Here is an 18933-nt window from a genome sequence, read left to right as displayed (position 1 = left end):
CCGCAGGCTGCGATCTTTTGATCTTGCTTAAAGCTTTCAACGTGTAGCTTGCAGCTGCCTCAACGCGGCAGCTTCAGGTTGTTCCACACCGCCAGGCTAGGTTCGGCCTGGTTCAGGGTATAGAAGTGCAACCCTGGTGCGCCACCTTGCAGCAAGCGTTCACACATCTGCGTGATGACCTGCTCGCCGAAAGCCTGGATGCTCTGGGTGTCATCACCGTAAGCTTCCAGTTGCTTGCGGATCCAGCGTGGGATTTCCGCGCCGCAGGCATCGGAGAACCGCGCCAGTTTGCTGTAGTTGGTGATCGGCATGATGCCCGGCACGATCGGGATGTTCACGCCCATGGCCCGTACACGCTCGACGAAATAGAAGTAGCTGTCGGCGTTGAAGAAGTACTGGGTGATTGCACTGTCGGCGCCAGAGTTGGCCTTGCGCACGAAGTTGAGCAGATCCTCTTCGAAATTGCGCGCTTGCGGGTGCATTTCCGGGTAAGCGGCGACTTCGATGTGGAAATGGCTGCCGGTCTCTTCGCGAATGAAACTCACCAGATCATTGGCGTGGCGCATTTCACCGCTGGCGATGCCCATGCCCGACGGCAGGTCACCGCGCAGGGCGACGATACGGGTGATGCCCGCATCCTTGTACTGGCTCAACAGGCCGCGCAGATCGTCCTTGCTGTCGCCAACGCAGGACATATGCGGCGCCGCAGGAATTTTTACTTCGTGCTCCAGCTGCAACACGGTATTCATCGTGCGATCACGGGTGGAGCCGCCTGCGCCATAAGTGCAGGAGAAGAAATCGGGGTTGTAACTGGCCAGATGACGGGCAGTGGCGAGGAGCTTTTCATGCCCGGCATCGGTCTTGGTCGGGAAGAACTCAAAGCTGTAGCGACGGTCTTGGGACATGGTCGTATCCTTGGAAACTCGAAAACCGGATGCTTGCCCCCGCGTAGGAGCTGCCGAAGGCTGCGATCTTTTAAAGATCAAAAGATCGCAGCCTCCGGCAGCTCCTACACGCGGGATCGCGGGATCGCGGATCAGTAACGGTAAGCGTGCGGCTTGAACGGGCCTTCGACGGTTACGCCGATGTAGTCAGCCTGCTGCTTGGTCAGTTGAGTGACCACCCCACCGAAACCGCGGACCATTTCCAGGGCCACTTCTTCGTCGAGCTTCTTCGGCAGTACTTCAACGGTCAGACGCTCGGCCTTTTTGGCTGGCGGCAGGTCGGCGTACTTCTGGCCGAACAGGAAGATCTGCGCCAGTACCTGGTTGGCGAACGAACCATCCATGATCCGGCTTGGGTGGCCAGTGGCGTTGCCCAGGTTAACCAGACGGCCTTCGGCCAGCAGGATCAGATAGTCGTCGTTCTGTGGGTCGAAATCGCCCGCGCCAGTACGATGAACCTTGTGAACCTGTGGCTTCACTTCTTCCCATGCCCAGTTCTTGCGCATGAAAGCAGTGTCGATTTCGTTGTCGAAGTGGCCGATGTTGCAGACGACCGCACGCTTTTTCAGGGCTTTGAGCATGTTCGAGTCGCAAACATTAACGTTGCCGGTAGTGGTTACGATCAGGTCGATCTTGCCCAGCAGCGCTTTGTCGATGCTCGCTTCGGTGCCGTCGTTGATCCCGTCGATAAACGGCGAAACCAGTTCGAAACCATCCATGCAGGCTTGCATGGCGCAAATCGGGTCGACTTCGGAAACTTTAACGATCATGCCTTCCTGGCGCAGGGACTGCGAAGAGCCCTTGCCCACGTCGCCGTAGCCGATGACCAGCGCTTGCTTGCCGGACAGCAGGTGGTCGGTGCCGCGCTTGATCGCATCGTTCAGGCTGTGACGGCAGCCGTACTTGTTGTCGTTCTTGCTCTTGGTCACCGAGTCGTTGACGTTGATGGCCGGGATTTTCAGCTCGCCCTTGGCCAGCATGTCCAGCAGGCGGTGAACGCCGGTGGTGGTTTCTTCGGTGACACCGTGGACTTTGTCCAGGATTGCCGGGTACTTCTTGTGCAGCAGTTCGGTCAGGTCGCCGCCATCGTCGAGCACCATGTTGGCGTCCCAAGGCTGGCCATCTTTGAGGATGGTCTGCTCCAGGCACCACTCGTACTCTTCCTCAGTCTCGCCTTTCCAGGCGAAAACCGCGATGCCGGCAGCAGCGATAGCGGCAGCGGCCTGGTCTTGAGTGGAGAAAATGTTGCAGGACGACCAGCGCACTTCGGCACCCAGGGCAACCAGGGTTTCGATCAGCACGGCGGTCTGAATGGTCATGTGGATGCAGCCGAGGATTTTCGCGCCCTTGAGCGGCTGCTCACCAGCGTACTTGCGGCGCAGACCCATCAGGGCCGGCATTTCCGATTCGGCGATGATGGTTTCGCGACGACCCCAGGCAGCCAGGGACATGTCGGCGACTTTGTAGTCGTTAAAATCTGCAGGCGTGATTACAGCGCTCATGAAGAGCCTCCATTCGTAGATATGCGAATGGGCGCCGTTGTGCGTTTAGTGTTTGTGCCGCAAGCCCTTGCAAGGAGAGCCCGGTACAAACAACGCCCCATCCGAGCCTGACAGGTTAAAACCTGCTGCAGCGCCCCTCGGACAGGTGGCGGGAAAACGGTCAACTGGAGATGACCGTTTTGAAACGGAGGCGATTATAGCCGTGTGCGCGATACTTCCCAAGGGTTTCTGTCGGTCGATGTCCGAACGGTAATCGAGACCATAGGCGTTGGTTAATAGAGCTAACGGACGAGGTCTGCCATTATCAGTTCCATCAATCGGCAGGACGGTCAGGAGTGAGCATGAATTTCCACACCCGCAAATGGGTAAAACCCGAAGACCTCAACCCCAACGGCACGCTGTTCGGCGGCAGCCTGTTGCGCTGGATCGACGAAGAAGCGGCGATCTACGCCATCGTCCAGCTGGGTAACCAGCGCGTGGTCACCAAGTACATTTCCGAAATCAACTTCGTCAGCGCCTCGCGTCAGGGCGACATCATCGAACTGGGCATCACTGCCACCGAATTCGGTCGCACCTCGATCACCCTGACCTGTGAAGTGCGCAACAAGATCACCCGCAAAAGTATTCTCACGGTCGAAAGAATGGTCTTCGTCAATCTGGGTGAAGACGGTTTGCCCGCCGCTCATGGGCGGACCGCGATCAAATATGTGAAGGACCAGTTCAAGGATGACGGAATGGACGCGTAAACGCGGTCCCTTGTGGCGAGGGGGCTTCTGTGGCGAGGGGGCTTGCCCCCGTTGGAGCGCGAAGCGGTCCTGAAATCGGTCACCGCGTTGTGTCAGGCACACCGCGTTCACCGACTTTACGACTGCTACGCAGCCGAACGGGGGCAAGCCCCCTCGCCACAAAAGTGCGTCTCATCCAGGTTCTGTGTCGCGTCCAACTGAACAGCCCTGACCTGCGCATGTCGTATCTACATGACACGCCCACAGTTCAGGAGCTCCATGGATACGCAAAAAGACGGCAAGACCCCCGACCTCTCCGCCAAGGAACAGCACGAGGTCGACAAGAACCAGCCACCGCGCGCGGCGGTGCTGCATGAAATCATCCGCACCCAGGGCAACCAGGAACTGGAACGCAGCGTCGCGGCGTTGTGGTGGTCGGCGCTGGCCGCCGGCTTGACCATGGGCCTGTCGTTGATGGCCATGGGGCTGCTCAACTCGCGCTTGCCGGACGGCGAAGGTTTCAAGGTGATCGCCAGCTTCGGTTACTGCGCAGGCTTTCTCGCGGTCATCCTCGCCCGCCAGCAGCTCTTTACCGAAAACACCCTGACTGCGGTCCTGCCGATCATGAGCAAGCCGACGCTGGGCAACTTCGGTCGCTTGTTTCGTTTATGGGGCGTGGTGCTGTTCGGCAACCTCGTTGGCACCTTGCTGGTGGCCTACGTCATGTTGCATTTGCCGATATTCGACCGCAAGACCGACCTGGCCTTCCTCGACATCGGCCGCAAGATCATGGAAAACCACCCCAGCCAGATGTTCGCCAAAGGCATCGTCTCCGGCTGGATGATCGCCACCATGGTCTGGATGATCCCGTCCATGGAAAGCGCCAAGATGTGGATCATCATCCTCATTACCTACCTCATGGCCTTGGGGGATTTCACCCATATCGTCGCCGGCACGGTCGAGGTGTCCTATCTGGTATTCGCCGGCGAGTTGCCGTGGAAAGACTTTTGGCTGATATTCGCCGGCCCGACGCTGGCTGGAAACATCATCGGCGGCAGCTTTATCTTTGCCTTGATCAGCCATGCCCAGATTCGTAGTGAGAGTGGTGGTGTGCCGAAGGAGTAGGTTCGGGTAGGACAGTTCTGGTTTAGTTGTGCCCTAATGCCAGTGAGTTAAGGAAATGAGGTCTCTATTGTAGGAGCAGCCGGCCGGCGTTCCGTTTGCTCGCGATGGACTCAAGGGCGGCGCGTTTATTCAGAAAACACGCGTTATCGTTAATGTCTATCGCGAGCAAGCTCGCTCCTACAGGGGTGCAGCTTGCCCGCGAAAGCGGCTTTAGGCAGCGATGCAGGCTAGAGCCTTAGCCGGACACATTGACCGCAACTGCCTCACGACGCTGCAGATAGATGAAGAACAACGCGGTGCCCACGGTCAGGCAGCCGACCAGTGCGCCGGTCCAGGGCAGGTCGGCGAGGTCGGCGCCGCTGGCGACTACCAGGCCGCCGATCCAGGCGCCCGCGGCATTGCCCAGGTTGAATGCGCTCTGGTTCAGGGTCGAGCCGAGGTTCGGTGCTTCATGGGCCTGGTCGATGATCAGCAGTTGCAGGATCGGGCACAGGGCGAAAGCGAAGATGCCCCACAACACCAGAGTGATTGCCGCCGGGATTACCGAGTGGCTGGTCTGGCTGAACGCGGCCAGGACGATCACCACTGCCAACGCCATGCCGACCAATGATGGCAGCAAACGACTGTCCGCCAAGCGTCCGCCGAGCATGCTGCCAGCGGTCAGGCCGACGCCGAACAACAGCAACATGATGGTCACTCCGTGAGGGCTGACGCCGGTGATGTTCTGCAGGATCGGCGCGATGTAGGTGAAGACGCTGAACAGGCTGGTGGAGGCCAGTACGCTCATGCCCAGTGCCAGCAGCACGTTGACCTTGCCCAGCACTTTGAACTCGCTGGCCAGGTTGGCTTTGTCCATGGCGATGTGCTTCGGCAGCCATACCCACTGGGCAATGGCCGCAATCACACCAATCACCGACACCGCCCAGAAGGTCGAGCGCCAACCGGCGTATTGCCCCAGCGCCGTGCCCAGGGGTACGCCGAGTACGTTGGCCAGGGTCAGGCCGGTGAACATCATGGCAATTGCCTGCGCCCGTTTGTTCGGCGCCACCAGCCCCGCGGCAACCACCGAGCCGATGCCGAAGAAGGCGCCATGGCACAGCGCGGTGATCACCCGCGCGGCCATCAAGGTGGCGTAGTTCGGTGCCAGGGCGCAGAGGATATTGCCGAGGATGAACATCAAGGTCATGCCCAGCAGGGTGGCCTTGCGCGGCATATTGGCGGTGCCGATCGCCAGGATCGGTGCGCCGAACACCACACCCAGGGCGTAGCCGGTGATCAACAGTCCGGCGTCGGGAATGCTCACGCCAAGGTCTCTGGCGACGTCGGGGAGCAAACCCATGATGACAAATTCAGTGGTGCCGATGCCGAAAGCGGCAACAGCCAGTGCAAGCAAAGCGAGTGGCATGCGCAAGGTCTCTGTCTGTAGTCTTGACGCTCTGATCAGGCATACGCATGCCGACAGTCCTCTCCATTGGAGTGGGCAGCAGCAGAAATTATTGGAATAGGTATGTGCGCAACTGAGTGCGGCGTGGTCGGTTGCAGTATAAACAGCTGCCGACATATGGCGAATCAATTCTCTGCTCTTCAATACAGGAGCAGGACAAGGAGCATGCCGTGCTTGCGACGGCTCTGGTGTTGGTGGCGGCACTGTTGCATGCGGCCTGGAATACCCTGATCAAATTCAGCGGCGAGCGGTTGCTGGTGGTGGCTTGCATGGACAGCGTGGCGATGTTGTTCGTGGCGCTGATGCTGCCTTTCGTATCGCTGCCTCCGGTTGAGATCTGGCCGTGGATCCTGGCCTCGGCGGCGTTTGAGTTGCTCTATCGCTATCTACTGATCCAGGCCTATCGGGTCGGTGATCTGGGGCTGGTGTATCCACTGATGCGTGGACTGTCACCGTTGGTGGTGCTGGCCTTGACCCTGATTTTCGCCGGTGAGGTGCTGAGTACCCAGCAAATCCTCGGCATTCTGCTGATCCCGTTCGGCATGCTCTGCCTGCTCTGGCAAGGGGGCGGCGGCGAGCGCCTGCCATGGTCGATGCTGCCGGTGGTGGCGTTGATCGGCCTGTGCATCGGCTGCTACACCTTTATCGATGGCCAAGCCTTGCGACGCTGGTCGCACCCTCTGGATTACCTGGTGTGGGTGACGTTGCTCAGCGCCTGGCCGTTTCCCTTGCTGGCGCTGGTGCGCAAGCGTCCGGCTTTTCTGTTGTTCTGGCGCGAGCAATGGCGCCTGGGGCTGAGCGTCGGATTCTGTGTGTTGTTCAGCTACGCTTTGGTGCTGTGGGCCATGCAGCTGGGCTCGATTGCCGAAGCGGCGGCGTTGCGCGAGATCAGCGTGATTCTGGTGGTGCTGTTCGGGATGCGCTACTTGAAAGAACCTTTCGGCCGGCCGCGGCTCTTAGCCTGTGGGCTGGTGCTGATCGGCATGCTGGTCATGAAGTTTTAGACCGGACCTCAATAGAACTTTAAAAAGGAATCTGCAATGACTGTCGCGTTCTGGTGTGTGTTGATCGCCATTTTTCTTCCGTATCTATGCACCGGTGTTGCCAAGTTCAGCGGCGGCAAATTCGGGCTGCAACAGAACCATGATCCGCGGGCTTTTCTCGACAACCTTGAAGGCTTCGCCAAGCGCGCTCACTCTGCGCAGCTGAACGGCTTCGAAGTGACCCCGGCGTTTGCTGCAGCGGTGATCATTGCGTTCATCAGCGAAAATGCCGAACTGGTGACCATCGATGTATTGGCAGTGTTGTTCATCACCAGCCGCTTGCTCTACATCATTTGCTACCTGGCGGACTGGGCGGTCTTGCGTTCGCTGGTGTGGTTTGTGGGTATGGCGCTGATTGCGAGTTTCTTTTTTGTGTCGATTTGAGCAAAGGCCGCGCAGCTTTCGTAGCAGCTGGCGCAGCCTGCGTTCGGCCGCGAAGCGGTCGTAAATGCCATCCAGCGATTTTCCAGGTGGATTGAGTCGCCTGGATTTACGACTGCTTTGCAGCCGAACGCAGCCTTCGGCAGCTGCTACGGGGCAGTGGGCGCGTCGGGGACTTTGGGCAACACCGCGCCTTTGGGCCACAGCATCCAGATCTGTCCCTGCTGCTTCATGTCGCCGGCCAGTTGCCCCGCTGCATCGCCGGTGCCCCAGAACAGGTCGGCACGGACTTCGCCGGCGATAGCGCCGCCAGTGTCCTGTGCTGCCACCGGACGTACCAGCCCGGTACCGTCAGGGCGGGTGGTCGAGAGCCATAACAGGCTGCCCAGCGGAATCACCTTGCGATCCACCGCGACGCTGTAGCCTGCGGTCAGCGGCACGTTCAGCGAGCCGCGCGGGCCTTCATTGCTGTCTGGATTGCGATTGAAGAACACGTAGCTGGGGTTGCTGCCGAGCAGCTCGGGTATCCGTGTCGGATTCGCTTTGGCCCAGGCGCTGATGGTGCCCATGGTCACTTGTTCTTTTTTTAGCTCACCCTGATCCACCAGCCAGCGACCGATTGGCCGATACGGATGGCCGTTCTGATCCGCATATCCGATGCGCAGCTGACGGCCGTCTTCCAGCCGAATGCGCCCCGACCCCTGGATCTGCAGAAATTGCAGGTTCATCGGATCGGTGAGCCAGGCGATGACCGGTGCCTTGAGGCCTTTGGCATCAATCGCGGCGGCGTCGTCATAAGGCTTGAGGACTCGGCCTTCGAGCCGGCCGCGCAGACGCTTGCCTTTGAGCTCTGGATAAATACTGTCGAGCGAAACGATGATCATGTCTTCGGGCACGCCATAGACGGGCACTGTGGCTTGCGCCGTCTGGTTCAGGCTGCCCGGATACACCGGTTCGTAATAGCCGGTGATCAGACCGTTACCGCTGCCATTGGCAGAGCGCAGGCCATAAACATCCAGATGTTCCTTGAGGAAGCCACGCACATCGCCAGCCGTCTGCGGCACGTCGGCCGCCGCCGCGCAGGTGGTGGCCCAGATCGGGTCGGCCTTGAGTCGAGTACAGGCGCTGCGCCAGGAGCCGAAACCGGCCAGTAAATCTTCATCGGTAACGGCGGGCAGGGCTTCCCAGGTCGCACTGACATAAGTTGCAAGGGCATGTGTTTGCGGCTTGGTACTGTCGCCACCGTTGCAGCCGGCGAGCAGGGCGACCAGCGGTAGGGTCCAGGCCAGGCTGCGACGCCATGCCTTGAAATGACTGTTCATTCGGTATTTCCTTTGCCGGTTGTCCAAGCGCTCAGGGCGTTCAAACAACCCGTATTGTTAATAGGGCTATTGGTCTTTGCGGATGACGCGAGGATACTGGGCGCCGTTTCCCGTGACCTGAAGCCCCCATGACTTTTAAAAGACTTTCAGTTGTATTGCTGGCCTGCCTGACCTTGTCCGCCTGCGGGGGTGTTGACCCGAATTCGCCGCTGGGTCAGCGCAAGGCAATCTTCAAGCAAATGCTCAAGACCAGCGAAGACCTGGGCGGCATGCTACGCGAGCGAATTCCCTTCGACGGAGCGCGTTTTGCCGAGGGCGCAGTGAAGCTCGATAACTTGTCCCATGAACCGTGGAAGCATTTTCCCCAGGTCAGAGAAGAAGACCACACCAGCGCCAAGGACGATGTCTGGCAGCAGCAGGCACGCTTTCAGGAACTGGCCCGCACGCTGGAAGCGGCCACCGGTGAGCTGGTGATCGCCAGCCAGGTTCAACCCTACAAGGCCAGCAACCTGGGCCCGGCGATGCAGAAAGTCGAAGACGCCTGTAGCGCGTGTCATAAGCAGTTTCGTGATCATTGATTCTGCAGCTCAATAGATAACCTTGTGGCGAGGGGGCTTGCTGTGGTGGCTTTTTGTGGCGAGGGGCTTGCCCCCGTTCGGACGCGAAGCGTTCGTAATCCAGCTGATGCGTTTTTCCCGCAAGAGCACGGTGGCAGGTTTTAGGACTGCTTCGCAGCCCAGCGGGGGCAAGCCCCCTCGCCACAAAAAGCCCCTCGCCATAGCTGGCACCGCTCTTACTTTTCCAACTCATCCAGCGCTTCCTGCAATTCTTTGCGGGACTTGGCGAGTTTGTCCTTGAGTTTGTTTATCTTCTCGGAGTCGTCCTTTTTCATGGCCTTCTCAAGGTCGGTCTGACGGCGGCTGACTTCGTGCTTGGCATCCAGTACCTTGTTTTCCCGTTCTTTCTTCAAGGACGCGTCGCTGCAGTTGGCAGTAACTTCGCTCAGGGCCATTTCCAGGCCCGCTTGCTGATCACTGTTGCCATGAGTCTTGGCCTGCTCGATCTGGGCGCTGATAGCCTGACGTTTAGCCGCACACCCGGTGAGCTCAGGGATTTCTTCAACAGCCAACAGCGGGGTGGCAAGCAGGCTGCAAACGGTGAGCAGCGCGAGCGGTGACAAAAAATTCATGAAAGCTCCGTGAAAAAGATCGCTATCAGGTCAGTGTACAGATCGCTATTGGAGTTCATCTGTAGCCTTGGGTTCAAAGCTGCCGGGCATCCTGGCTTCTAGAAACCATCGATCCCCGCAGCGCGTAGTTCTTCACTCAGGGCCAGCACCTGCGGGTCGCGAAAAAATGCGCTCAATTGCGCTGCGCGTCCCGGCCCGATCCCGCCCTCGGTTTGCCATTGTTCGGTAGTTCTTGGCGCCAGCGTCTGCCATGGACCGGTCAGGTCGACATCGGCTGTCGGTGGCATGCCCAAGGCTTTGAGCCAGTGTTCGAAGGGACGCTGCCTGGCGCTCTGCAAACTGCTCAGCAAACGAGCACTGCTGCGCTCGCCGAAGCCGTCAATGTTAGCAAGCTCTTGCGCATCGAGGGTCAACCAATCGAGCAGGCCGTTGATGCGCCCGGCGCTGATCAGTTTTTCCCAGGTGCCGGGGCCGATATGCGGCAGCGCCAGTCCCTGCTTGCCACTGAGCCAGGTCAGGCGTGCAAGGAACTGGCTCTCGCACCCCGGGGTGGGCTGCCAGCAGCTCAGTTGATGAAAATCCTCTGCCCGCGGCGCAACCACTTCCGCACGCTTGGTGCTGCGCAATACGACGCTGTCGAGGCGGGGAATGGTCAGGCCCGCCAGGCTGATCGCGACTTGATCGCCGGGGCGAATATCCAGGGCCTGCCAGCGTTGCAGTGAACCGACGCTCACGTGTTTGACCTGCCGATCATCGAGGGTCAATGGTTTGAGTTCCAGTACGGGGGTAATTCGCCCGGTGCGACCAATAGTGAATTTCACCCCGCGCACTTCTGCCAGTGCCTGGGCGAAGGGGTATTTCCAGGCGACGATCCAATAGGGGGCTTTTACCTGCCAGCGCGGCGCGGGTGGGCGCTGACTCTGACGCAGTACCAGGCCGTCGCTGGCAAACGGCAGGGGCGAGTTATACCAGTGGTCGCGCCATCGTTCGGCGTCGGCGAAGTTGCTGATTGGTTGGCTGTATTGTGCGCTCTCGGTAAAACCCAGCGCCTTCAAGCCGGCCAGTCGTTCGGGCAAGGTGGCCGGGCCTTGCGGCCAATCCCAGACAAACAGCCCGATACCGCCGGCGTCTACGTCACTAAGCTCCTTGCGTGCCATCAGCCTGGCGACACTGCCGCGGGCGTTGAGGCTGCCGGCGGTAGCCTGGATATGGTCGGTCAGACGCCAATAGAGTTCACCTTGAAGCAGCAGGTCCAACGGTTGCGGCAGTTGCGCAGGAATGGCGCCGATCTTGCGCGCCGACGCGGTCCAGTCTTGCCCGCGCACGCCATTGCCGCGACTGATCACTCGCTCCAATTGGCCCTGGTGATAGATCACCGTCACGGCCACGCCATCGACTTTAGGTTGAGCCCAGACGTCCTCGCGGTCTTTGAGCCAGGCCTCTACTGCACGGCCATCGGCGAGTTTTTTCAGGCCAGTCTGCGGGATGGGGTGGGCAATCGGGCCCCCTGCTGTGCGCAGAGGATTGGCGGATTGCTCATTAATTGTTGGAAAGCACTCACGCCATTGGCTGAACAAAACGCGGGACTGATCGTAAAGTTCGTCGGCAACCAGTGAGCGACCTTGGCGGTGATAGCTGTCGTCCCAGCGGTTGAGTTGCTGTCGCAGTTGAGTGATTTCTGCCTTGGCGCGGTTGAACGACCAGTCCGGGCAGGTGTTCGCGTTGGCGTTCAGGAAGTAGAGGGCCAGCCATAAACTGACTGACAGGCGTGCAGGGGAGAGCATCGTTAGCATCCTTGCTCGGGTGGGATGCGTAAGGCTATATCAGCTGCGACGATGCAATCAGACAGGTATTTTGCCGGGTGTGTCGGCGGGTAGATTTCGAAATGGGTTGAAATAGTTGCCGGCTGTCAGGTCGTATTCGCGGGCAAGCCCCAATGCCAGTCAGTTAAGGCGATACGCGAATGTGCGGGCCAGAAATTCCTTAACTGACTGGCATTAGGGCAAGCCCGCTCCCAAATAAGGGGGGGCATGAAAAAGCCCCGCAGGGCGAACCGTGCGGGGCTTTGGTGCCGCCGAAGAACGCTTACAGACCGGCAGCAGCGCGCAAGGCGTCGGCGCGGTCAGTCTTTTCCCAGGTGAACGTGGTGAAGGTGTCGTCGCCGACAGTCTTCACTTCCGGGATACGGCCGAAGTGGCCGTAGGCTGCGGTTTCCTGGTACATCGGGTGCAGCAGGTCGAGCATGGTGGTGATTGCGTATGGACGCAGATCGAAGCACTCGCGCACCAGTTTGACGATCTTGTCATCGCTGATCTTGCCGGTGCCGAAGGTGTTCAACGAGATCGAAGTCGGCTGTGCGACGCCGATGGCGTAGGAAATCTGAATCTCGCAACGTTCTGCCAGGCCGGCAGCGACGATGTTCTTGGCCACGTAACGACCGGCGTAGGCCGCGGAGCGGTCAACCTTCGATGGATCCTTGCCGGAGAACGCGCCGCCGCCGTGACGGGCCATGCCGCCGTAGGTGTCGACGATGATCTTGCGACCGGTCAGGCCGCAGTCGCCCACCGGGCCGCCGATGATGAAGTTGCCGGTCGGGTTGATGTGGAACTGAGTGTCCTTGTGCAGCAGTTCAGCAGGCAGCACGTGCTTGACGATCAGCTCCATCACGCCTTCGCGCAGGTCTTTGTAAGACACTTCCGGGTTGTGCTGGGTCGACAGAACGACGGCGTCGATGCCCACGACCTTGCCGTTTTCGTAACGGCAAGTGACTTGGGATTTGGCGTCCGGACGCAGCCACGGCAGCAGGCCGGATTTACGGGCTTCGGCCTGGCGATGCACCAACTGGTGAGAGAAGGTGATGGGTGCTGGCATCAGCACATCGGTTTCGTTGCTGGCGTAGCCGAACATCAGGCCCTGGTCGCCGGCGCCCTGGTCTTCTGGCTTGCTGCGGTCAACGCCCTGGGCGATGTCTACCGACTGCTTGCCGATGATGTTCATCACCGCGCAGGTGGCGCCATCGAAGCCGACGTCTGAGCTGTCGTAACCGATGTCGATGATGACTTTACGGACGATGTCTTCGAGGTCAACCCAGGCCGAAGTGCTGACTTCGCCTGCAATGATCGCTACGCCGGTTTTCACCAGAGTCTCGCACGCCACACGGGCGAACTTGTCTTCAGCAATGATGGCGTCCAGCACCGCATCAGAAATCTGGTCGGCGATTTTGTCCGGATGCCCTTCAGACACGGACTCGGAGGTGAAGAGGGAGTATTCGCTCATCTCGATGTTTTCCTGAATTTACCGATGGTGAGTGTCGCCAGCCGGTCGCTGAAAGTGGCGGACCTGGATCTGGAAACCATTACGTAAGCCTACATAGAGGCTTTCCCCGGGAACGAGTCCCGCAGCGGTGGCCCAACGGGCCAAATCGTCCTGTTCAAAACCCAACCAAAGATCACCGCAGGCCTCCTTGGCCCAACTTTGATTGTGGCTACACAACTCTGTCACTAACAGGCTACCGCCTGGTTGCAGCAATTTGGCCATGTGCTTGAGCGCATCGGCCGGTGCCGCGAAATGGTGCAGCACCATGTTCAGTACGACGCAATCGGCCTGCAGGCTCACGCCATTCAATGCATCGGCCAGTTGCAGGCTGACGTTCGCCAGCGCTTCACGCTCACACACCTGACGCGCCAGTTCGAGCATCGCCGGGCTGTTTTCCAGCGCCGTGACCTGGCTGAAACGACGCGCCAGTTCCGGCAGAAAACCACCGTCGCCGGGGCCGACTTCTATGGCCGTGGCCCCGTCGCTGAAGCTCAGCTTGTCGAGCAGCGCCACGACGCTTTCGCGGTACTGCGCCAGGCCGGCGATCAAGTCCTGCTGGGCGCGGAATTTTTCCGCGACCCGGGAGAAGAAGTCCTGACTGGCTGCGGCCCGTTGGCCGTGGACCTGGCTGATCCGCGACCGCACGTCGGCCGGCAGGGTCAGGTTATCCACTTCATCGAGCAGGGCCGCGTGCAACTTGCCGCCCAGCAATTGGCTGTGGGGCAGGGCGCGGCGGTAGAAAATTGCGTTGCCTTCACGCCGGCTCGCCACCAGCTCGGCCTGGGCCAGGACCTTCAAATGGTGACTCATGCCGGACTGACCAATGGCGAAGATCTGCGCCAGTTCCAGCACGCCGAACGAATCGTTGGTCAGCGCCCGCAACACATTCAGCCGCAACGGGTCGCCGCCGGCTTTGCACAGGGCAGCCAGCTCGTCACAGTCGTCATGGCGAATGGAGGGCACGCGTAGGTTCATAGGGCTGGCAGTCTAGTGAGGGCTCTGACTCCTCGCAAGAGCAATATCAAAAAGTTTTGATATTGCTCGATAAATGGCACTTCTTGAGCCTGGGCTCACTCTACAAACGAACAGCGGAATGGTTTCACCAAAAGATTAGGCGGTTATCCACAGGAAAAAGTCGCTTGAGTGACTATCTGTGATTGCCCCCAGGCTGTCCGCTGGGGGAAAATGCTCGCCTTTTTTCCGTTTCGTTTTTACTTAATCCCCAGGAGATCAGCGATGCCCAGCCGTCGTGAGCGTGCCAACGCCATTCGTGCCCTCAGCATGGATGCCGTGCAAAAAGCCAACAGCGGCCATCCAGGTGCCCCAATGGGTATGGCGGATATCGCCGAAGTACTTTGGCGTGACTACCTCAAGCACAATCCGAGCAATCCATCGTTTGCCGATCGTGACCGGTTCGTCCTGTCCAACGGTCACGGTTCGATGTTGATCTACTCGCTGTTGCACCTGACCGGCTACGACCTGTCGATCGATGACCTGAAAAACTTCCGTCAACTGCATAGCCGCACCCCGGGTCACCCGGAATACGGTTACACCCCTGGCGTCGAGACCACTACCGGCCCATTGGGTCAGGGCCTGGCTAACGCCGTCGGTTTCGCCCTGGCGGAGAAAGTCCTGGCGGCGCAGTTCAACCGTCCTGGCCATAATATAGTCGACCACCACACCTATGTGTTCCTGGGTGACGGTTGCATGATGGAAGGCATTTCCCACGAAGTCAGTTCCCTGGCCGGTACGCTGGGCCTGGGCAAGCTGATCGCTTTCTACGATGACAACGGTATCTCCATCGACGGCGAAGTCGAAGGCTGGTTCACCGACGACACCGCCAAGCGTTTCGAAGCCTACAACTGGCAAGTGATCCGTAATGTCGACGGCCATGACCCGGCAGAAATCAAGATCGCGATCGACACTGCGCGCAAAAGCGCGCAACCGACGCTGATCTGCTGCAAAACCACCATCGGTTTCGGTTCGCCGAACAAGCAAGGCAAGGAAGACTGCCACGGCGCCCCACTGGGTGACGCGGAAATCGCTCTGACCCGCACTGCACTGAAGTGGAGCCATGGCCCGTTCGAAATCCCGGCCAATATCTATGCCGAGTGGGATGCCAAGGAAGCCGGTCGTGCTGCCGAAGCCGAGTGGGACCAGCGTTTCGCTGCCTACTCCGCTGAATTCCCTCAGCTGGCCAATGAGTTGATCCGTCGTCTGAGCGGTGAATTGCCGGAAGATTTCTCCGAGAAAGCTGCGGCCTACATCGCTGAAGTGGCTGCCAAAGGCGAATCCATCGCCAGCCGCAAAGCCAGCCAGAATGCATTGAATGCCTATGGCCCGCTGCTCCCGGAATTGCTGGGCGGCTCCGCTGACCTGGCCGGTTCCAACCTGACCCTGTGGAAAGGCTGCAAAGGCGTCAACGCTGAAGACGCCAGCGGCAACTACATGTACTACGGCGTTCGCGAGTTCGGCATGAGCGCGATCATGAATGGCGTGACACTGCACGGCGGCCTGCTGCCATACGGCGCGACCTTCCTGATGTTCATGGAATACGCTCGCAACGCAGTGCGCATGTCGGCACTGATGAAAAAGCGCGTGATTTTCGTCTACACCCACGACTCCATCGGTCTGGGCGAAGACGGCCCGACTCACCAGCCGGTCGAGCAACTGTCCAGCCTGCGCTGCACCCCGAACCTCGACACCTGGCGCCCAGCCGATGCGGTTGAATCGGCGGTGGCCTGGAAATTCGCGCTGGAGCGTGACGATGGTCCGTCGGCACTGATCTTCTCCCGTCAGAACCTGCAGCACCAAAACCGCGATGCGGTGCAGATCGAGTGCATCAACCGTGGTGGTTACGTGCTCAAGGACTGCGCAGGCGAGCCTGAGTTGATCCTGATCGCCACCGGTTCCGAAGTCGGCCTGGCGGTTCAAGCCTTCGACAAACTGACCGAACAAGGCCGCAAGGTGCGCGTGGTTTCCATGCCATGCACCAGCGTTTTCGATGCTCAGGATGCCGGCTACAAGCAAGCGGTTCTGCCGCTGCAAGTCAGTGCCCGGATCGCTATCGAAGCCGCTCACGCCGACTACTGGTACAAGTACGTGGGCCTGGAAGGTCGCGTCATCGGCATGACCACCTACGGCGAGTCGGCGCCTGCGCCGGCCTTGTTCGAAGAGTTCGGCTTCACCCTGGAAAACATCCTGGGTCAGGCTGAAGAGCTGTTGGAAGACTAAAGCGCGACGCGGTGGCCCTGGCTGCCGCGATTCCCGCGTAGGAGCTGCCGATAGGCTGCGATCTTTTGATCTTGTTTTTAAAAGCAAAATCAAAAGATCGCAGCCTGCGGCAGCTCCTACGGGGATGTGCGTCATACCTGTCCGCACATTATCGAGAACCCCATGCCTCAACCGCGTCCCTACAAAGTTGCACTCAACGGCTACGGCCGGATTGGTCGTTGTGTCTTGCGTGCTTTGTTCGAGCGAGGTGCGGCGGCCGGGTTTGAAATTGTTGCAATCAATGATCTGGCCGACATGGCCAGCATCGAATACCTGACACGCTTCGACTCCACCCACGGGCGCTTTCCCGGCGAGGTGAAGGTCGACGGCGATTGTCTGCATATTAATGGCGACTGCGTGAAGGTCCTGCGCAGCGCCACTCCTGAAGGCATCGACTGGGCAGCGCTGGGCGTCGATCTGGTGCTCGAATGCTCGGGCGCCTACCACACCCGGCTCGACGGCCAGCGCTTCCTGGATGCCGGCGCACCAAGGGTGCTGTTCTCCCAGCCGATGGCCAGCGAGGCGGATGTCGACGCCACCATCGTCTATGGCGTCAACCAGGATTGCCTGACGGGTGACGAGCTGCTGGTGTCCAACGCTTCCTGCACCACCAATTGCGGTGTGCCGCTGTTGCGCCTGCTGGATCGGGCCATCGGCCTGGAGTACGTGTCGATCACCACCATTCACTCGGCGATGAACGATCAGCCAGTGATCGACGCCTATCATCACGAAGACTTGCGCCGCACCCGCTCGGCGTTTCAGTCGGTGATTCCGGTGTCCACTGGTCTGGCGCGTGGCATCGAACGGCTGTTGCCGGAACTTGCCGGGCGAATTCAGGCCAAAGCAGTGCGAGTGCCGACAGTTAACGTGTCTTGCCTGGATATTACTATCCAGACTGCACGCGACACCGACGCCACCGAGGTCAACCGAATTTTGCGCGAGGCTGCCACCAGCGGCCCGCTCAAAGGGCTTTTGGCCTATACCGAGTTGCCTCACGCCAGTTGTGATTTCAACCATGACCCTCACTCGGCGATTGTCGATGCCAGTCAGACCCGCGTTTCCGGCCCACGGCTGGTGAACCTGCTGGCCTGGTTCGACAATGAATGGGGGTTTGCCAACCGAATGCTGGATGTTGCAGAGCACTATCTGCACACCGCTTCTCCACTATTTGCTTCTCAAAAGCAGTAACTCAGGAAATGCGACCCATGACCGTGTTGAAGATGACCGACCTCGATCTGCAAGGTAAGCGCGTACTGATCCGCGAAGACCTCAACGTCCCAGTCAAGGACGGTGTTGTCACCAGCGATGCGCGAATCCTGGCTTCGCTGCCGACCATCAAGCTGGCCCTGGAAAAAGGCGCGGCCGTGATGGTCTGCTCACACCTGGGCCGTCCGACCGAAGGCGAGTTCTCGGCCGAGAACAGCCTCAAGCCGGTTGCCGATTACCTGAGCAAGGCCCTGGGCCGCGAAGTGCCGCTGGTCTCCGATTATCTGGGCGGCGTCGACGTTAAAGCCGGCGACATCGTGTTGTTCGAAAACGTGCGCTTCAACAAAGGCGAGAAAAAGAACGCTGACGAACTAGCCAAACAATACGCTGCCCTGTGCGACGTATTCGTGATGGATGCCTTCGGCACCGCTCACCGCGCTGAAGGCTCGACCCACGGCGTGGCCAAGTTCGCTAAAGTCGCGGCTGCTGGCCCGTTACTGGCTGCCGAGCTGGACGCATTGGGCAAAGCGCTCGGCGCACCGGCTCAGCCAATGGCCGCCATCGTTGCCGGCTCCAAGGTTTCCACCAAGCTTGACGTGCTCAATAGCCTGAGCCAGATCTGCAACCAGCTGATCGTCGGCGGCGGCATTGCCAACACCTTCCTCGCCGCGGCCGGTCACCCGGTCGGCAAGTCGCTGTACGAACCAGACCTGCTGGACACCGCCCGCGCCATCGCCGCCAAAGTCAGCGTGCCATTGCCGATCGACGTGGTGGTTGCCAAGGAGTTTGCCGAAAGCGCTGCGGCCACGGTCAAGCTGATCGCGGACGTCGCCGATGACGACATGATCCTCGATATCGGTCCGCAAACCGCGGCGAATTTCGCTGAATTGCTGAAATCCTCCAAGACCATTCTGTGGAACGGTCCGGTCGGCGTATTCGAATTCGACCAGTTCGGTAACGGCACCAAAGTCCTGGCCCAGGCTATCGCCGAAAGCTCGGCGTTCTCCATTGCCGGCGGTGGTGACACACTGGCCGCCATCGATAAATATGGCGTGGCCGAGCAAATCTCCTACATTTCTACCGGCGGCGGCGCATTCCTCGAATTCGTCGAGGGTAAAGTGCTGCCTGCTGTTGAAGTGCTGGAAAGCCGCGCAAAAGCCTAAGGGTTTATCTGGCCTGAAAAAGGAACATTCAAATGGTCAAGACGTTACCGCTATTGCTCTTCGCGGGTTTGCTGGCAGGCTGCGGGAGTACTCCGCAGACCACGCCTGAACCTGCAGCGAGCGAGCCGGAAAAAGGCTGTTATCAGGCCGAGTGGCAGGCCGAAACCGCCCCGGTGATCAACAAGCGCTCGGGGCCGGAAGCTCTGGACAAATACGAGACTCCGGCCAAGGCCAAGGAACATGGCTGTCCTTGACGGGTCAGATTCATTAACGCGCGGTGCTTGCGGCTGTCAGCCGCAAG

Annotated in this window: 17 protein-coding genes and 1 riboswitch; of the genes, 9 read left to right on the top strand and 8 right to left on the bottom strand. The window is 59.6% G+C overall.

Annotation, left to right across the window (positions count from 1 at the left end; all coding sequences use genetic code 11):
- Window positions 1–59 precede the first annotated feature (59 nt).
- Together metF and ahcY are read right to left on the bottom strand one after the other, a co-directional pair.
- Window positions 60–905, bottom strand: a complete 846-nt coding sequence (gene metF / locus F8N21_RS23840; protein ID WP_150644458.1) for a methylenetetrahydrofolate reductase [NAD(P)H] — start codon at window positions 903–905, stop codon at window positions 60–62.
- A 131-nt stretch (window positions 906–1036) separates the two neighbouring features.
- Window positions 1037–2446, bottom strand: a complete 1410-nt coding sequence (ahcY, locus tag F8N21_RS23835) for an adenosylhomocysteinase (protein ID WP_150644457.1) — start codon at window positions 2444–2446, stop codon at window positions 1037–1039.
- A gap of 22 nt (window positions 2447–2468) precedes the next feature.
- Window positions 2469–2591: riboswitch (S-adenosyl-L-homocysteine riboswitch) on the bottom strand.
- A 196-nt stretch (window positions 2592–2787) separates the two neighbouring features.
- On the opposite strand from ahcY, the gene F8N21_RS23830 reads away from it, so the two are divergent.
- Both F8N21_RS23830 and F8N21_RS23825 read left to right on the top strand, forming a co-directional pair.
- The gene (locus F8N21_RS23830) at window positions 2788–3192 is read left to right on the top strand and encodes an acyl-CoA thioesterase (RefSeq protein WP_150644456.1); all 405 of its coding nucleotides are present in this window, start codon (window positions 2788–2790) and stop codon (window positions 3190–3192) included.
- Window positions 3193–3450: 258 nt separating this feature from the next.
- Window positions 3451–4296, top strand: a complete 846-nt coding sequence (locus F8N21_RS23825) for a formate/nitrite transporter family protein (RefSeq protein WP_150644455.1) — start codon at window positions 3451–3453, stop codon at window positions 4294–4296.
- 235 nt (window positions 4297–4531) lie between these two features.
- On the opposite strand, the gene F8N21_RS23820 is transcribed toward F8N21_RS23825, so the two are convergent.
- Window positions 4532–5701 carry an MFS transporter gene (locus tag F8N21_RS23820; protein ID WP_150644454.1) on the bottom strand — a complete coding sequence of 390 codons (1170 nt, stop codon included), beginning with the start codon at window positions 5699–5701 and terminating at the stop codon, window positions 4532–4534.
- A gap of 209 nt (window positions 5702–5910) precedes the next feature.
- Between F8N21_RS23820 and F8N21_RS23815 the strand changes: the two genes are divergently transcribed.
- Together F8N21_RS23815 and F8N21_RS23810 are read left to right on the top strand one after the other, a co-directional pair.
- Window positions 5911–6744 carry an EamA family transporter gene (locus F8N21_RS23815; protein WP_150644453.1) on the top strand — a complete coding sequence of 278 codons (834 nt, stop codon included), beginning with the start codon at window positions 5911–5913 and terminating at the stop codon, window positions 6742–6744.
- 36 nt (window positions 6745–6780) lie between these two features.
- Complete coding sequence (locus tag F8N21_RS23810) at window positions 6781–7167, top strand: MAPEG family protein (protein ID WP_150644452.1); 387 nt, start codon at window positions 6781–6783, stop codon at window positions 7165–7167.
- Window positions 7168–7313: 146 nt separating this feature from the next.
- Here F8N21_RS23810 and F8N21_RS23805 read toward each other — a convergent pair whose 3' ends face one another.
- A complete protein-coding gene (locus tag F8N21_RS23805) occupies window positions 7314–8486 on the bottom strand; it encodes a murein transglycosylase A (RefSeq protein WP_150644451.1) in 1173 nt (390 codons plus the stop codon).
- 128 nt (window positions 8487–8614) lie between these two features.
- Here F8N21_RS23805 and F8N21_RS23800 point away from each other — a divergent pair, with 128 nt between their 5' ends.
- The gene (locus F8N21_RS23800; RefSeq protein ID WP_150644450.1) at window positions 8615–9064 is read left to right on the top strand and encodes a c-type cytochrome; all 450 of its coding nucleotides are present in this window, start codon (window positions 8615–8617) and stop codon (window positions 9062–9064) included.
- Window positions 9065–9279: 215 nt separating this feature from the next.
- Here F8N21_RS23800 and F8N21_RS23795 read toward each other — a convergent pair whose 3' ends face one another.
- From F8N21_RS23795 to F8N21_RS23780, 4 genes are all read right to left on the bottom strand, one after another.
- Window positions 9280–9675 (bottom strand): DUF1090 domain-containing protein, encoded by a 396-nt coding sequence (locus F8N21_RS23795; RefSeq protein WP_150644449.1) that lies wholly within the window; start codon window positions 9673–9675, stop codon window positions 9280–9282.
- A gap of 98 nt (window positions 9676–9773) precedes the next feature.
- Window positions 9774–11459, bottom strand: coding sequence for an NAD-dependent DNA ligase LigB (gene ligB / locus F8N21_RS23790; protein ID WP_150644448.1), 1686 nt, complete (start codon window positions 11457–11459; stop codon window positions 9774–9776).
- 301 nt (window positions 11460–11760) lie between these two features.
- A complete protein-coding gene (gene metK, locus F8N21_RS23785; RefSeq protein ID WP_150644447.1) occupies window positions 11761–12951 on the bottom strand; it encodes a methionine adenosyltransferase in 1191 nt (396 codons plus the stop codon).
- Window positions 12952–12969: 18 nt separating this feature from the next.
- The gene (locus tag F8N21_RS23780) at window positions 12970–13965 is read right to left on the bottom strand and encodes an ArsR/SmtB family transcription factor (RefSeq protein WP_150644446.1); all 996 of its coding nucleotides are present in this window, start codon (window positions 13963–13965) and stop codon (window positions 12970–12972) included.
- 261 nt (window positions 13966–14226) lie between these two features.
- On the opposite strand from F8N21_RS23780, the gene tkt reads away from it, so the two are divergent.
- The 4 genes from tkt to F8N21_RS23760 all read left to right on the top strand — a co-directional run bounded on the left by tkt (window position 14227) and on the right by F8N21_RS23760 (window position 18886).
- On the top strand, window positions 14227–16224 hold the full coding sequence (tkt, locus tag F8N21_RS23775; RefSeq protein WP_150644445.1) for a transketolase: 1998 nt from the start codon (window positions 14227–14229) through the stop codon (window positions 16222–16224).
- Between the two features lie 162 nt (window positions 16225–16386).
- Window positions 16387–17451, top strand: coding sequence for an erythrose-4-phosphate dehydrogenase (gene epd / locus F8N21_RS23770; RefSeq protein WP_150644444.1), 1065 nt, complete (start codon window positions 16387–16389; stop codon window positions 17449–17451).
- Between the two features lie 17 nt (window positions 17452–17468).
- Complete coding sequence (locus tag F8N21_RS23765) at window positions 17469–18632, top strand: phosphoglycerate kinase (RefSeq protein ID WP_150644443.1); 1164 nt, start codon at window positions 17469–17471, stop codon at window positions 18630–18632.
- Window positions 18633–18664: 32 nt separating this feature from the next.
- Window positions 18665–18886 carry a hypothetical protein gene (locus tag F8N21_RS23760; protein ID WP_150644442.1) on the top strand — a complete coding sequence of 74 codons (222 nt, stop codon included), beginning with the start codon at window positions 18665–18667 and terminating at the stop codon, window positions 18884–18886.
- Window positions 18887–18933 lie beyond the last annotated feature (47 nt).

The organism is Pseudomonas fluorescens, from assembly GCF_902497895.1.
Taxonomy (GTDB): domain Bacteria; phylum Pseudomonadota; class Gammaproteobacteria; order Pseudomonadales; family Pseudomonadaceae; genus Aquipseudomonas; species Aquipseudomonas fluorescens_BP.
Note: the sequence above shows the minus strand (reverse complement) of the source record. Positions and strands in the feature narration are given on the sequence as shown.